13 protein-coding genes are annotated in these 13,489 nt (G+C 43.9%); 5 read left to right on the top strand and 8 right to left on the bottom strand.

The genetic code is table 11. From position 1 onward, the window contains the following. Positions 1–32 precede the first annotated feature (32 nt). Positions 33–1,241 (top strand): winged helix-turn-helix domain-containing protein, encoded by a 1,209-nt coding sequence (locus OH460_RS12480; protein ID WP_269997479.1) that lies wholly within the window; start codon positions 33–35, stop codon positions 1,239–1,241. Between the two features lie 43 nt (positions 1,242–1,284). Here OH460_RS12480 and OH460_RS12475 read toward each other — a convergent pair whose 3' ends face one another. Further along, entirely contained in the window at positions 1,285–2,223 is a 939-nt protein-coding gene (locus OH460_RS12475) for a LysR substrate-binding domain-containing protein (RefSeq protein ID WP_269997477.1), read from the bottom strand. Between the two features lie 106 nt (positions 2,224–2,329). Between OH460_RS12475 and OH460_RS12470 the strand changes: the two genes are divergently transcribed. Beyond that, positions 2,330–2,632, top strand: a complete 303-nt coding sequence (locus OH460_RS12470) for a putative quinol monooxygenase (RefSeq protein WP_269997475.1) — start codon at positions 2,330–2,332, stop codon at positions 2,630–2,632. Positions 2,633–2,634: 2 nt separating this feature from the next. Then, a complete protein-coding gene (locus tag OH460_RS12465) occupies positions 2,635–3,609 on the top strand; it encodes a Gfo/Idh/MocA family protein (protein WP_269997473.1) in 975 nt (324 codons plus the stop codon). Between the two features lie 110 nt (positions 3,610–3,719). Here OH460_RS12465 and OH460_RS12460 read toward each other — a convergent pair whose 3' ends face one another. The 7 genes from OH460_RS12460 to OH460_RS12430 all read right to left on the bottom strand — a co-directional run bounded on the left by OH460_RS12460 (position 3,720) and on the right by OH460_RS12430 (position 10,252). Beyond that, positions 3,720–4,361, bottom strand: coding sequence for a 2-dehydro-3-deoxy-6-phosphogalactonate aldolase (locus tag OH460_RS12460; RefSeq protein ID WP_269997471.1), 642 nt, complete (start codon positions 4,359–4,361; stop codon positions 3,720–3,722). Continuing rightward, complete coding sequence (locus OH460_RS12455; protein ID WP_269997469.1) at positions 4,351–5,259, bottom strand: 2-dehydro-3-deoxygalactonokinase; 909 nt, start codon at positions 5,257–5,259, stop codon at positions 4,351–4,353. The genes OH460_RS12460 and OH460_RS12455 overlap by 11 nt, the downstream gene beginning before the upstream one ends. Positions 5,260–5,381: 122 nt before the next feature. Then, positions 5,382–6,527 (bottom strand): mandelate racemase/muconate lactonizing enzyme family protein, encoded by a 1,146-nt coding sequence (locus tag OH460_RS12450; RefSeq protein ID WP_269997467.1) that lies wholly within the window; start codon positions 6,525–6,527, stop codon positions 5,382–5,384. A gap of 14 nt (positions 6,528–6,541) precedes the next feature. Continuing rightward, entirely contained in the window at positions 6,542–7,810 is a 1,269-nt protein-coding gene (locus tag OH460_RS12445) for a TRAP transporter large permease (protein WP_269997465.1), read from the bottom strand. 9 nt (positions 7,811–7,819) lie between these two features. Then, the gene (locus OH460_RS12440) at positions 7,820–8,293 is read right to left on the bottom strand and encodes a TRAP transporter small permease (protein ID WP_269997463.1); all 474 of its coding nucleotides are present in this window, start codon (positions 8,291–8,293) and stop codon (positions 7,820–7,822) included. Between the two features lie 118 nt (positions 8,294–8,411). Beyond that, positions 8,412–9,467 carry a TRAP transporter substrate-binding protein gene (locus tag OH460_RS12435; RefSeq protein ID WP_269997461.1) on the bottom strand — a complete coding sequence of 352 codons (1,056 nt, stop codon included), beginning with the start codon at positions 9,465–9,467 and terminating at the stop codon, positions 8,412–8,414. A 59-nt stretch (positions 9,468–9,526) separates the two neighbouring features. Beyond that, positions 9,527–10,252 (bottom strand): IclR family transcriptional regulator, encoded by a 726-nt coding sequence (locus OH460_RS12430; RefSeq protein ID WP_269997459.1) that lies wholly within the window; start codon positions 10,250–10,252, stop codon positions 9,527–9,529. A 225-nt stretch (positions 10,253–10,477) separates the two neighbouring features. Between OH460_RS12430 and OH460_RS12425 the strand changes: the two genes are divergently transcribed. Together OH460_RS12425 and OH460_RS12420 are read left to right on the top strand one after the other, a co-directional pair. Then, positions 10,478–10,816 (top strand): Fis family transcriptional regulator, encoded by a 339-nt coding sequence (locus tag OH460_RS12425; RefSeq protein ID WP_269997457.1) that lies wholly within the window; start codon positions 10,478–10,480, stop codon positions 10,814–10,816. 379 nt (positions 10,817–11,195) lie between these two features. Next, positions 11,196–13,427, top strand: a complete 2,232-nt coding sequence (locus OH460_RS12420) for a hypothetical protein (protein WP_269997455.1) — start codon at positions 11,196–11,198, stop codon at positions 13,425–13,427. Positions 13,428–13,489 lie beyond the last annotated feature (62 nt).

Below are 13,489 nucleotides of genomic sequence, written 5' to 3'. Positions count from 1 at the left end.
CGATCATTGCTATCAATTAGAGTCTGAATTTCATGGAATCACTTTCACTCGCACAAGCACAAAAAATGGTATTGCTTTCGCAAAAATTGCCACCTAAGAAGCTACCGCCCAAAAAGCAACGTAATGGCGGTGCTTTGGCGAACACGCTGTCAGCGATTGAAAACCTTGGCTATGTGCAAATTGATACGATCTCTGTGATTCAGCGAGCTCACCACCACACGCTTTGGAATCGCAATCAAGGCTACCAACTGAATCATCTGGATAAGCTGTTAGAGCGTCGAGAAGTGTTTGAATATTGGTCGCACGCCGCCGCGTATTTACCTATGCGAGACTACCGCTTCAGCCTGCATCGAAAGAATGGGTTTGCGAGCGGTAAGCTTAAGCATTGGTATAAAAAAGACGACGCACTCATGGCACATGTCCTCAAACGCATTGAGAACGAAGGGCCATTGATGGCGAAAGACTTTGAAGGGGATAGACCAAACCCCGGCGGATGGGGGGGGAAACCCGCTAAACAGGCACTAGAGACTTTGTTTATGCAAGGTGACTTAATGGTGCCAAGCCGAGTGAACTTTCATAAGGTGTATGACCTAACTGAGCGAGTGTTGCCTAGTGGCATTGATACCTCTGAACCCACTGAACAAGAGTATATCGAGCATCTGATCACGCGTTATTTAGAAGCGAACGGTGTGGGAATCGCATCGGAAATGAGCTATCTCCTTAAGAACACCAAACCACTTATTCAGAAAACACTCCAGCAGATGCTTGAAGACAAACAAGTCGTGAAGGTGGATGTTCAAGGCTCTGATTATTATGTGTTGCCTAATGCGTTTGAGCTTCTGAATCAACCTCTTTCTCGAATCAAGTTAAAGATATTGTCTCCGTTTGATAACCTGTTGATTCAACGTAAGCGAATGCAATCACTGTTTAACTTTGATTACCTTCTTGAGTGTTATGTTCCTGAAGCCAAGCGCCAGTTTGGTTACTTTAGTTTGCCGATTCTGTGGCAAGGTGAGCTGGTGGCACGAATGGATTGTAAGGTTGATAGGAAGAGTCGCTTACTCAATATTCGTAACTTGGTTATGGAAGAGCGAATCAAGAAACATGAATCATTTGTTTATGCCTTATGTGATGAGCTAAAACACTTCATGATGTTTAACCAATGCGATGAGATGGTCGTCCATAACACCACGCCTTCTGACCTTGGCAAGCGCTTGATGAGTCATTGGCAAATGGTTTAACGTTTATCGCTGCTTAAAAGTCCTAGTTACATAAACCATCTCGTTATTCAGCAAGCTCGGCTAACAAGAACTCGACAAAGGTTCTGTTCTTCAACGACAGTTGCTTGGTTTTGTAGAGTAAGTGAATCGGCTTAGGCAAAGGTGCCATACCAGCTAAAATTTCCAACAGAGCACCACGTTCAATCTCTTCTGACACTAAAATAGTTGGCTGCAATAACACACCTACGCCTTGCAGGGCGGCATATCGCAACACATCCCCATTATTCGACATCAAACGCACTTGCCCTTTATTCACCGCGCTATGCGTTGCTTGGTGGTTCTGAGAGGCTAGGAGTTGCGCTTCATTGTTTTGCGTACTCCGCGTTTGTGCATCTCGACCACTCACATCACGACGACTGCTATAACTGAATCCAAGTGATGGGTGTCGCGCGAGATCTTCTAATACACGAATCTCTGCATGTTGGTTTAGGTATGCAGGAGCTGCGCAGTAACACATCTCGTAATCCCCTAAATATCTGGCGACTAAACTGGAGTCTGACAGGTCACCAATCCGCACAATCAAATCAATATCAGATGAATAAGGATCGACAAGATCGTTGTTCAGTACGAGCTCGACATTAATCGTCGGATTATTGGCAAGGAACTTCGCCACTATCGGGGCAAGCACCTTGTTCCCATAGGTCACTGGGCAGTTTATTTTGACCGTGCCTTGAGGCTGGTTTTCTAAGGTTTGAATTAGATTTTCAGCATTGCTGATGTCTTCCAGAATTCGTTTACATTCTCGATAGTAGAGCTGCCCTGAATCGGTTAAAGACTGCTTGCGTGTGGTGCGATGAATCAGTTGAGAGTTGAGGCTCGATTCAAGATGATGGACATGTTTACTGATCATGGTCGCCGACAGGTTGAAGTGGTTGGCGGCGCTGCGAAAGCTGCCCTGTTCCACTACGTAAACGAAGACTTTCATGCTGGTTAACTTATCCATTAAACACTCTTGGTTGATAAATAATAAACAAAAGGTGAGTTTATCAATTATTAGGGGTTAATTATATTAATGACAAACCGATAATTAACTAAAATAAGAGCGTGAAATGCCTCAAACAAACGAAACCATCTTTGTTACTGCCGAACTTAAGATTAAAACCAATATTGAACGTGAGGCTGCGGTTGAAGCCATCGAACAGTTTTGCCTAGATATGCAGAGCGAATCGGGCTGCCTACAAGCAATAGCAACCTATGACGAAAACCAAAGCGATCGTGTGATCTTGCTGGAACAATACGTTAACCGCGAAGCGATCAATCAGCACTTTGGAATGCGTCATACGCAAGCATTTATCGAGCGTGATATAACTGAATTAGTACAAGCCTTTGAAACTCACAAGAAGGATATCTAAGCATGAAATGGGGAATCCTAGGAACCAGCTTTATCTCAGGCATTATGGCGGATGCGATTAAAGGCGATACTCAAAGTGAACTGTATGCCGTTGCAGGACGCACAGAGAAAACACTCAATGAGCTTGCCGCGCAGTACCAACCAACACGAACCTTCAACAGCTATGAAGCCTTGATTGAAGATGAGTCGGTCGACATTATCTACATCGCGCTACCTAACCACGTCCACCACGAATACGTGATTAAAGCCGCTCAAAAAGGCAAAGCGATTCTGTGTGAAAAATCGTTATCGGTTGATATGGAAAAAACCGAACAAGCTTTACAAGCCGTAGAAGAAGCGGGCGTATTTTTCGCAGAAGGATTGATGTACTTAAACCATCCATTGATTGCCAAGCTTCATCAAGAACTGGCGACTGGTGAGATTGGTGAAGTACGCTCGATTCAAGGCTCATACGTTGCGGCGATTGACCAGTTTGTGAACCCTGCGAGTAAAGGTGCGCTATACAACTTGGGTTGTTACCCAATGTCGCTGATTCACTCTGTCGCGCAACACCAGTTTGGTGAGAGTGTGTTTGATGATCTGCAGATCTCAGCCATTGGCCGACGTAGTCAAGATGGAAATATCTGCGAGTCGTCAGCAATGATGCGATTCAATGATCAGTTCACTGCGCAAATCCATACTGCAGAAGACCACGGCTTAAAGCATGGCTTTACGATTTTAGGCAGCAAAGGTTGCATCACTCTCGACACCAACCCATGGTTACCGACTGAAGAGAATACATTCACGGTTGAGATCTATGAAACATCGAAACGTGAAGTGAAAGTCGAAGCGCAAGGTGACGGCTTCCATTATCAAGTGCACAATATCCGAAAAGCGGTTGAGCAAGGTGACACACAGCTTGCTGCACCTATGACGACTCATCAAGACTCTCGCGTAATCATGAAGTTACTGACTGATTGGGAACAGGCGGCGAGCTAAGATAAATATAAACGAAATACGGCTCATACTATTCTCTATGACCAGTTAGAGTCATCACGTAGAAAAATATGAGCCGTATCGTTGTTTACAGCTTACTTTGTATGGCTCACTTACTCAGCGATAGACGCTTTAAAGGCGATGTTGAATGCTTTGGCGTTGGCTCGAATCTCGTCGTCAGATAAGCCAGGCTTGTAGAGAGAGGCTCCTAAACCAAAACCTTTCGCACCGATGTCCAAGTAAGGTTTCATGCTCTCGATGGTAGGGTTGATTCCTCCTACAGGTAAGCAGATTGCTTCTGGAGGCAGTACGGATTTCAGTGCTTTAAAACCATCAAGACCAAGCATAGATACTGGGAATAGTTTTAACCCTGTCGCACCAGCCGCAAGTGCAGCGAATGCTTCTGTCGGAGTGACCACGCCAGGGAAGCTTACGCAACCTGCTGCCGCTGACATTTTCACGACCTGTTCGTTGAAGTTTGGTGTGACAACTAGGTTTGCACCTGTATCTATCACTGCTTGCGCTTTTTCAGGTGTAGTGACAGTGCCGGCACCAATAAGATATTGGTCCCCAAAGTGCTCGACCAACATCTTAATGCTGGTCAGTGCGTCTGGTGAGTTCAATGGCACCTCGATCATTGAGAAGCCTTCTTCAATCAAAATCTGTGTTACTCGAATACAGTCTGCTGGTTCCACACCACGGATAATGGCAACGAGTGGTAGGTGATCATTTAGATTAAAGTCTTTATTTGTCATGGTTCATTGCCTCTTTAATTTTTAATATTCCAGCGATGAAAGTGTCATCGCCATTCACGTATTCGGTTGTTTTATCCAGTTGACGACATGCTTGGTCATAGCGTTCTGATAGGGCTTTTCCGCCTACTAAGTAGATGCTCTCTTGATGCAGTTCTCGCACTTCGTTTCCTATTAACAGCCCTGATAAGTAATCAAACACTTCATTCTCTTCTAGATTGCCGAACAGACGGTGTGTTCTGGTTTTGAAGAGTTGATTGGTAATTGACGGGTTCGAGCTTTCTTTTACCCCTTTTACAAAAGCAGCGTTAGAGCTGACTTGTTCAGGTAAGCCACGTCCTAGGATGGTGTGTGTTGACAGTGCGGAAAAAAGCTCTCCGGTCATGTAGGTTGAAAATGAGACTAACTTACCCGCTTCAATATTTGCGTGTTTGCTGTGAGTGCCCGGAAAGGCTGCTTCAAGCGTCGGTTTACCTGCTAACTCTAGAAGTCCAAATAACTGGACCTCTTCGCCCCGCATTACGTCGTAGTTGCCATGTTTATCACAATGGCTGACACCCGGAATGATGGTTGCGGGTGCCCCCCAAGGAAGCTCGAATTGGTGGGTGTTTTGAGCCAAGGACTCCACATTAGTTGGAGTGGAAACATACGGGACGTTAACCCAACCTTGTGCAGAGCCAACCATGCCAGCCATATAAACTGGTAAGTGTTGGTAATCGCCAATCCACTTACTTAGTAATGATTCAAGTTCGCTTGCAAAGGCACCATCTTCAACCTGAAGTAGTCCCATCTTTCGTTCTGTTTTATCAACGACCTTTCCTTTTTCATCCATGGCAAAGGCACGAAAGTTTGTCGTTCCCCAGTCTAGAATTAGCCAACTGATTGTGTTTTTTTGATTCATAATTACAGCTCACAGACGCGCCCTAAGACGCGCAGTTTTAGGTTTAGTTGATGTCTTTACTTTGTGTATCTAGGTAACTCTTTCGTTTAGTTAACTTTGCCTATTTAGTTAACTCCGCTTAGTTAGTTAACTTTGTATTGCTTGATGATGTCGGTATTCACATCAACGCCTATGCCCGGTTTGGTAGAAATTTGTACCTTGCCGTTTTGCATCTTGATGCCATCGCAAATGAGATCTTTGCGGAATGGGTGTGAAGACTGGTCAAACTCAAGCATTGGCTCGATAGGGTTGAGTGATAGTGGTGAGCTTGGTAGTGAAGCAATAAACTGCAAAGAAGCCGCAATACCAATGCCAGAACCCCACACGTGTGGAATCATCATGGTGTGGTTTGCTTGTGCCATTGCTGCAATCTTTTTACATTCCGTGATACCACCTGAAGAACATAGATCAGGTTGAATCACATCTAGTGCTCTCTGTTCAAGCCAAGGGCGGTAGCCCATTTTTCCAAACAGTTGCTCACCTGCGGCGATATAAGTTTTAGAAAGGTTCTTGATTTCTTGGTAGCCAGTGATGTCTTCAGGTGCCAATAGTTCCTCCAAGAAATACAGATTGAATTCTTCTGTTTCCTTGATGATGCGACGTGCTGCAGCCGCGTTGTAAGCACCATTAGCATCTGCCATGATTTTCACGTCATTACCGACGGCTTCGCGAATTGAACGAATGAAGGCGATATCTTCCTCTACACCGAATCCAATCTTAAGCTTGAAGGCTTCAAAGCCACCATCGACATAACGGTGTGCTTCTTCGATCGCGGCTTCTGGGTATTTTGCGTCTGCAATACGATAGAAGCCTGTAGCATAAGGGGTGACTTCCTTGCGGAATGCACCACCGATGAGGGAGTGGATCGGTTTATTTAGAGCCTTACCAATGACATCCCACAGGGCAATATCAACACCGCTGATCGCGTTTACCGCTGAACCACCTTGACCATATGGACGAGTCACGTTGTACATCTCTTCCCAAAGTACCTCTACGTCGAACGGACTACGTCCAAGTAGCAATGGCTTAAAGGTATGCTCGACAAATGCAGCAGCGATGTGTGGGCTTTGCAGTCCATGACACAAGGCTTCACCAAAACCGATAACTCCTTCATCGGTAACAATTTCAATGATCATTGAGCTACGGTTATGGACCCAGCCCTGAGCAAAGTAAAACGGTGTCTCAAGTGGAACAGAGATTGCGTGTGGAATGACATCAATAATTTTCACAATAAATACCTTATTTAAATCAGAACCAGAGAGATCTGGGGAATAAATACAATCAGCGTTAATGCAAACATCATGGCTAGGAAGAACGGAATAATTGCTTTTGAGAGCTTCTCAACAGAGACCCCAGAAACACTTGAGCCTACAAATAAGTTTAGACCCAGAGGAGGCGTGATAAATCCGATAGCCAGAGTAACTACCATGATGATGCCGATATGAACTGGGTTGAATCCGAATAGCATGGCCACAGGAACCAGAATAGGCGTCAGGATAATGATTGCAGCTACTGTCTCCATAAAACAGCCAACTACAAGTAGCAGTGCTACCATCAAAATAATGAAGATCACCTTGCTATCCGAGAACTCAAGCATCGCGTTAGCAATCTGCGTTGGAATTTGCTCAAGCGCTAAGTACTTACCAAAAGCGGTCGCTGTACCCACAATCAACAATACAATCACAGAAGTAATCACGGATTTAGTGAAGATTTGCGGCAAGTCTTTGAAGGTTATTTCTTTGTAGGCAAATAGACTTACTACCAGGCCATAGACGACAGCTACAACACTCGCCTCTGTTGGAGTGAATATACCGCCGTAGATACCGCCCAGAATGATCACGGGAATGAGTAGTGCCAACTGAGCATGCTTAAATTGAGCCCATACTTCTTTCCAGCTAAACGGTTCGTCTGACCCTTTGTAGCCTTTCTTTTTTGAGTAGATGTATGCCCACGCCATCAAGCACAGTGAGACCAAGATGCCAGGGATGATGCCGGCAATGAACAAATCACCAATGGATACGCCAGCAGACACACCGTACATCACCATAGGGATGCTTGGCGGAATCATTACACCAATCGCGCCTGCTGCAGTAACAACCGCAGTTGCAAAGCCTTTGTCATAACCGTATTTGATCATCGCAGGGATCATGATGCCACCGACGGCAGCAACCGTTGCTGGGCCTGAGCCAGAGATAGCAGCGAAGAACATACATGTAATGATCGAAGCAATCGCGAAGCCACCTGTGATGTTTTTTACCAGTGAGTTAGCAAAGTTCACCAAACGCTGCGAGATACCACCGCTGCCCATGATGTCACCTGCCAGAATGAAAAATGGCACTGCCATGATTGGAAACGAATCAACAGACGTGATTAAGGTACTTACAAGGAAATCAACGCTTAACGTACCCGTCGAAATAATAGTGAGCAGCGTTGCCATACCTAGTGAGATAGCAATAGGCACAGAGGCAATAACGAGTAGTGCGAATGTCGCAAACAAAATAAATACTGACATGATTACCTCTTATTTCGCTGCTTTGATTTCGTCAGTGGTCGAGACCATCTGTTGAATCAATCTGAGAGTCGTAAGTGCAAATCCCACTGGACCAGCTAAGTAAACTATCCACATCGGTAACCCAAGTGCTGGCGATGTTTGTCCCAACTGATAGAGGTGTTCTACCATTTGTGTGGATTTAAATAAGATCACGACGGAGAAAATCAAAAAGACACAATCTGAGAATAGGCTTAGGTACTTCTTTTCTTTGTCGTCAATTAACATGGATATCGCTTCAATTTTAATATGGCTCTTTTTTGCAACGGCAAAACTGATGCCGATATAAACTAGCCAAATGAAACAGTAGCGAGCTAATTCTTCAGTCCAAGCAATTGAATAATCGAATGTTCTGGATACTACTTGTAAGAATATTGCTGCCGTCATAATAACGAGCAGTATTACGGCTATCGTATTTTCAAAATACTTGTCTAACCAATTCAACATAATAAGATTCCTTATCCACTTGTTACTTAGAACGATTACTTCTTATGGTTTATTTTTATAACCATGAGAAACTAAGTATTAAAAAAGTAAGATTCTAAATATAAAGTGATGGCTTGAGTTACTGAGTTGCTAATTCACTTTCTGCTTTTTTAATTTGCTCTTGGAAAGCGGATACAACATCTTTACCAATGATTGGTGTGTATTTATCAATAACCGGTTTAGTTGCTTCCTGGAAACCAACTAGCGCTTCAGGTGTCAGGGTCACGACTTCCATGTTTTTCTTAATTACATCTAAACTTTCTTGGTTTACTCGGCGGTTAACCTGACGCTCGTAGTCGCCAGCATCAATTGCGGCTTGGCGTAAGACTCTTTGGTCGTGACGGCTCAGTTTGTTCCATGTAGCTTGGCTAACAATCAAGGCTAATGGTGTGTATACATGTCCTGTATTCGATAAGGTTTTTTGTACTTCGAATAGGTTGTTTAGCGCGATATTCGGGTATGGGTTCTCTTGTCCGTCAACCGTACCTTGCTGTAGCGCTGTGAACAGTTCGTTGAAGGCCATTGGCGTTGGGGTTGCGCCCATTGCTTTCCATGCATCTAAGTGAAGTGGGCTCTCCATGGTGCGGATCTTCAGCCCTTTTACATCGTCAATTGATGTTACGGCGCGGCGCGAATTCGTTAAGTGGCGAAAGCCATTTTCCCAGAAGTCCAAGCCAACAAGGCCTTTTGACTCTAGTCTTTTCAACATATCGTCAGCAAACTCGCTTCGGAGAACTTTGTCAGCTACATCTTCGCTAGTGATCATAAAAGGCAGGTCGAACACGTTATATTCTGGGTAGAAATTTGCCAGTGGACCTGTCGATGGGATGGAGACGTCAAGCGTTCCTAATTGCAACATTTCAATTGCTGCTCGGTCGTCACCTAATTGTGCTGAAGGGTATATATCCACCTTTAGTTCGGTAAATTTTTCAACGATTTCTTTGAACTTAGCAGCACCATCATAAATAGGGTGTTTGTTATTAGAGCTCATGCTGAAACGCAGTGTTTGAACTTGAGATTCACCAGCTGCAATACTCGATTGGCTATTACCTTGAGAGTTTGTAGCAATTGCTGTACCAATGATTGAGGCGACAAACACCCCACCAATGGCTAGAATTTTTCCGGTTCTAGACATAGTCGTACCTGATTAATTTAATATTTATAATAAAGTGTAAGTTACATACACTTGTAGGGTTAATTAAGTTGCTTGGATATTTTCTGACAATATTCAGTAATAACAGGGATTAACTCTGTCATTCTCTCGTCAGACATATATTCTTTAATACTGGTCACTGATATAGCCGCAATAATATTGTTATATTTATTTCTAATAGGTACGGCAACGCAGCGCACAAGATCTTCGTTATCTTCTAAGTCATAGCTATAGTCATGCTTAGAATACTCAGTCATTCTTTTCAGCATTGACTCAACGTCGTGATCCGTTTGCGATGAAATCAATCGAATCCATTCCATCTTTGGCATATCAATCATTAACGCTTTGCCAATCCCAGTTGCGGACATCGGGAGTCGGTCTCCCACTTGTGAACGTAGTTGAATCGCACGTTCCCCGGGGATCTTATCTAGGTAGAAAATTTGGTCTTCATCTTTAATACCTAGATGAACAGTGTCCTTTGTTCTTGCTGCTAGCTCACGTAGGAATGGCTTAGCAATCTCCTTGAGAGGCATGTCCTGCTGAGCACGGATACCAAGCTGAATCATCTTAGTCCCCAATACGAGACCAATCCCTTTTACTTCACGGATATAACGAGCTTCTATCAAGCCTTGGATAATTCTGTGCACGGTTGATTTTGGCAACTCTAAATGTTCGCACACATCTTTTAGTTGTCGATTACCTTCAGCAATCGAGTCGATTACTGCGATCGCTTTAACCAGTGCTTGATTACCTTGTAACTTGCTCATAAAACCGCCTCTCTTTGTATGGGGGGAAATATAGCCGCTGTTTGTTATTGATAATGTGATAACTATCAACATTCCACTCTGTGAAACAATAGTCCCACATTGTGGAATTTTCAGGTAGATGCATAAATACTTTGCATTTGAGAGACTCACAGTGTCCAATATCGGTTGAGACTACATTGACCAAAAAACCTTATATTTTAAGGTGTTAAATAGGGGGTTTGCTTCATGCGTAAATCAGATAAGAAGATCGAAAATCAAATAAGAGATGTGCTAACTGACGTTTGTGAAGATACGTTGAAAGGTTACGATGGTTTTCTTTGGGTGACTCATACGGTCAATTTTTCTTCTTTTCCGCAGAGTTTAAAAATTGTTTGTGTATTCGACACCAATCAAGATAGAACGAATTTCCTAGAAGGTGAAGGTCAACAAGAAGTCTCAATGACCATCCAAAAGGCGTTCAGTCTGGTAGGAATTACACTGAAGAATATCGATAAACATATCAGCTACGATACACAAGAAAATTGCGACCGTGACCACCAAGGTAAGTGGAATTTAAGGCTGTAGTTCTCCCATCAGAATACCTTGATACTCGATCAACGGTGACGCAGTTTTGTGGTGTTGCTTTGGAATCACCACAATCTCTTTCTACCCAAAATTCTCATTTTGAGAATAAATGCCCCCTCAATTTTCACTGCCTGTGCAACTTACCTTAAGAGAAAAATTAAGATTATAAGTTTTTAGCTTTCTCTATAACGTGCTGAGTTTACGTCTTTATTTATATGGAGTGGGTGATGGTAACTGTCTTTCAGGCGGAGCATCCTTGATCAATACTTATATCTAACCAATACTTTTTCTTATTTTGATTCCTAAATTGACACGTAAGTTGGCTGACTTTTCGTCTCGTTATATGAGTTACGACAGTATCGATTAGGAAGTTTTGATAATGAAAACCTACATTCTCTGGGTACTAGCGCTCATACCATCATACTTGGTTGCTAGTCACTCATTTGCCGTTGGTACAGCGGTAGTATTACCTGGGCAACATGAGCCCGGCACTGCTCTCGACGGCTCTCCTTTGTCTGCGGATGATGTTATCGATTGGGAGATCGCTAACAGCGACATTGTATTCGGCGCTTATTCAGACATCACTGACAACCAGCACGCTACAACAATTGGTTATATGTATAACCAAGCGATGGCGGTGAATTCTGGTTGGCTGGAGAACGATCTGCGTAATCAAGCCGAGTTGGATGGCATTAATTTCGAAGACTATTTCCTTCATTTCTCCGAAGATACGGTCATTGCTGAAGTTGATAAGACGCACGGTGAAAACACGCTTTTAAACCGAAAACCCGTAATTGTCGGGTACACAGCCAGTGAAGACCATGCGGGTTTTTGGCTTTACCAACAACCACCGTGGGATGCGGATGTATTTGAGAGTTTCCAAAGCGGTGGAGCGCTTTATATCTACCATGCTGAGCCGTTTGATCGTTTAACCTTCAAGTTTTCTCAGTTTGCTGCAGGTGGCGAGTTTTGGATTGAATACCCAGCAGCCGTTGATTCTCATGGGTTGGTATCGCAGTGGCAAACACTAGAGATCAAGAAAGATAGAACCCTCAATATGACCAAAAACCAGTTTGTGATTTGGAACCCACCAAGTGATTGGGTGAGAGCATCGACACACGATGGCAGTGGTGCAAGCTATGGTGGTGGGCAGTATTTTGGTTCAACCTTTGTAAGAGATGGTGGGCGTTTTTATGTTGTTAGGGTTCGTTGGCAGGGGGATAACCCACAAGACCGCCCGCGTTTAAAAGACGTGAAGCTGAAAAACAGTTTTCCGACGGTGAAACTGACCGACGCTCCGACTACAACGCCGGACGGCAATGCTATCAGCCAATGGCGAAAGATCCGTGGTTTTGATGTCGCTGCAGACCTCAATGGTGATAACTACTTGTCACAAAGTGAGTACCGCAAGCGCACAAACAAAAATGCTACCGCTCGCTTTCGCTGGGAATCGAGAGTCATTCCATTTGGTCGAATGTGGAGTGCAAATTCCTCTTGGGCGTTAACGAATATGGATAGTTTGGACTACCTATCGGCAATACAGGGCTATTACCAACAAAGTTGGGGCGAACAAGGTCTCAATGGTGCTTACAACGATGATACCAATAAGCTGATCGGCTCTAATCAATTCTTTGTTTACTCTGGTGGGCATGTCCAGGAGCTTGGTGCGGTCGCTGGCTCAAGTGAAGCGGATACAATCTATAAATTGCAATTTTCAGAGTTCTTGAAAAAACTATCATTGTTGGATAGTGCTGCGTTGATTGGATTGAATATAGGAACGGCAAATTTGCTAGGAAGAAATGGTCAATCTCACTTACGAGAAGCCGGGTCTCTATACCTCAGAGAGCATTATATTTTCCCTTCTACCGGTTTTAGTGGCTACTCAGGAATATCAAAACATTGGGATAACTCTGCACTCGCTTATGCTGAGCAGGGCGTTATTTTTCAGGCAACTACGCGCTATGGACGAGTTCATCATTACGGGAATAGTGAACAAAACTGGAAGCAAGATCAGTACTCTGCTTTAGCGATTTACCATTTGAGTCGCCACCCTCACTATAGCTATTTTAACCAATGGAATAACGGCTATGTATATGGCAGTGGCAATACCACATCAGATAACTTTTGGCGGAGTGGTATACCTAAGAATTTGGCGTATCAGCCAAGCTCGCTGTTAGCTATTGAGTTAGGTGAGCCAGCGAACCACATTCCACAAAGCTTTGACGCGATCCCTCTAATGCTCTCGACAAGTACGCCTGTGCCGGCTGATTACACCATAGTCGGTGATACATCGATGAACGAAATGGTACACCAAGACTTACCCGATGGAATGACACACGTATTGCCGACATTTACCTATTTTATCTACCAATCTGAAGAGCAAGTGGTCGCTGGTGGACCTGAAAATATGGTGTTAGCGAGAGAGTTTGATCATGGGCGAGTGCTGTATCGCACTGACTTCCACGGTAAGAGCGCAAGCTTTTATGAGATAGAGAAACTGACGATTACATTGGATGTTCCGATGAAGCCAGTCGATGCAGATGGCAATATTGGTGAATATGTTAATCAGATAGAAATTGGCGGGTATGAAGGGTTGTTTTTACTTTATTAGCGTGAAACTCGAGGTGCTTTCAGTTGTTTGTCGGGCTTCTATTTTGGAAGCCCACTCTTTGC

Source organism: Vibrio sp. Makdt, from assembly GCF_027587015.1.
Taxonomy (GTDB): Bacteria; Pseudomonadota; Gammaproteobacteria; order Enterobacterales; family Vibrionaceae; genus Vibrio; species Vibrio chagasii_B.
Note: the sequence above shows the minus strand (reverse complement) of the source record. Positions and strands in the feature narration are given on the sequence as shown.

Coding starts and splice junctions, on each gene's coding strand:
- OH460_RS12480 (WP_269997479.1), top strand. CDS start 33: ATGGAATCACTTTCACTCGCACAAGCACAAAAAATGGTATTGCTTTCG.
- OH460_RS12475 (WP_269997477.1), bottom strand. CDS start 2,223: ATGGATAAGTTAACCAGCATGAAAGTCTTCGTTTACGTAGTGGAACAG.
- OH460_RS12470 (WP_269997475.1), top strand. CDS start 2,330: ATGCCTCAAACAAACGAAACCATCTTTGTTACTGCCGAACTTAAGATT.
- OH460_RS12465 (WP_269997473.1), top strand. CDS start 2,635: ATGAAATGGGGAATCCTAGGAACCAGCTTTATCTCAGGCATTATGGCG.
- OH460_RS12460 (WP_269997471.1), bottom strand. CDS start 4,361: ATGACAAATAAAGACTTTAATCTAAATGATCACCTACCACTCGTTGCC.
- OH460_RS12455 (WP_269997469.1), bottom strand. CDS start 5,259: ATGAATCAAAAAAACACAATCAGTTGGCTAATTCTAGACTGGGGAACG.
- OH460_RS12445 (WP_269997465.1), bottom strand. CDS start 7,810: ATGTCAGTATTTATTTTGTTTGCGACATTCGCACTACTCGTTATTGCC.
- OH460_RS12440 (WP_269997463.1), bottom strand. CDS start 8,293: ATGTTGAATTGGTTAGACAAGTATTTTGAAAATACGATAGCCGTAATA.
- OH460_RS12435 (WP_269997461.1), bottom strand. CDS start 9,467: ATGTCTAGAACCGGAAAAATTCTAGCCATTGGTGGGGTGTTTGTCGCC.
- OH460_RS12430 (WP_269997459.1), bottom strand. CDS start 10,252: ATGAGCAAGTTACAAGGTAATCAAGCACTGGTTAAAGCGATCGCAGTA.
- OH460_RS12425 (WP_269997457.1), top strand. CDS start 10,478: ATGCGTAAATCAGATAAGAAGATCGAAAATCAAATAAGAGATGTGCTA.
- OH460_RS12420 (WP_269997455.1), top strand. CDS start 11,196: ATGAAAACCTACATTCTCTGGGTACTAGCGCTCATACCATCATACTTG.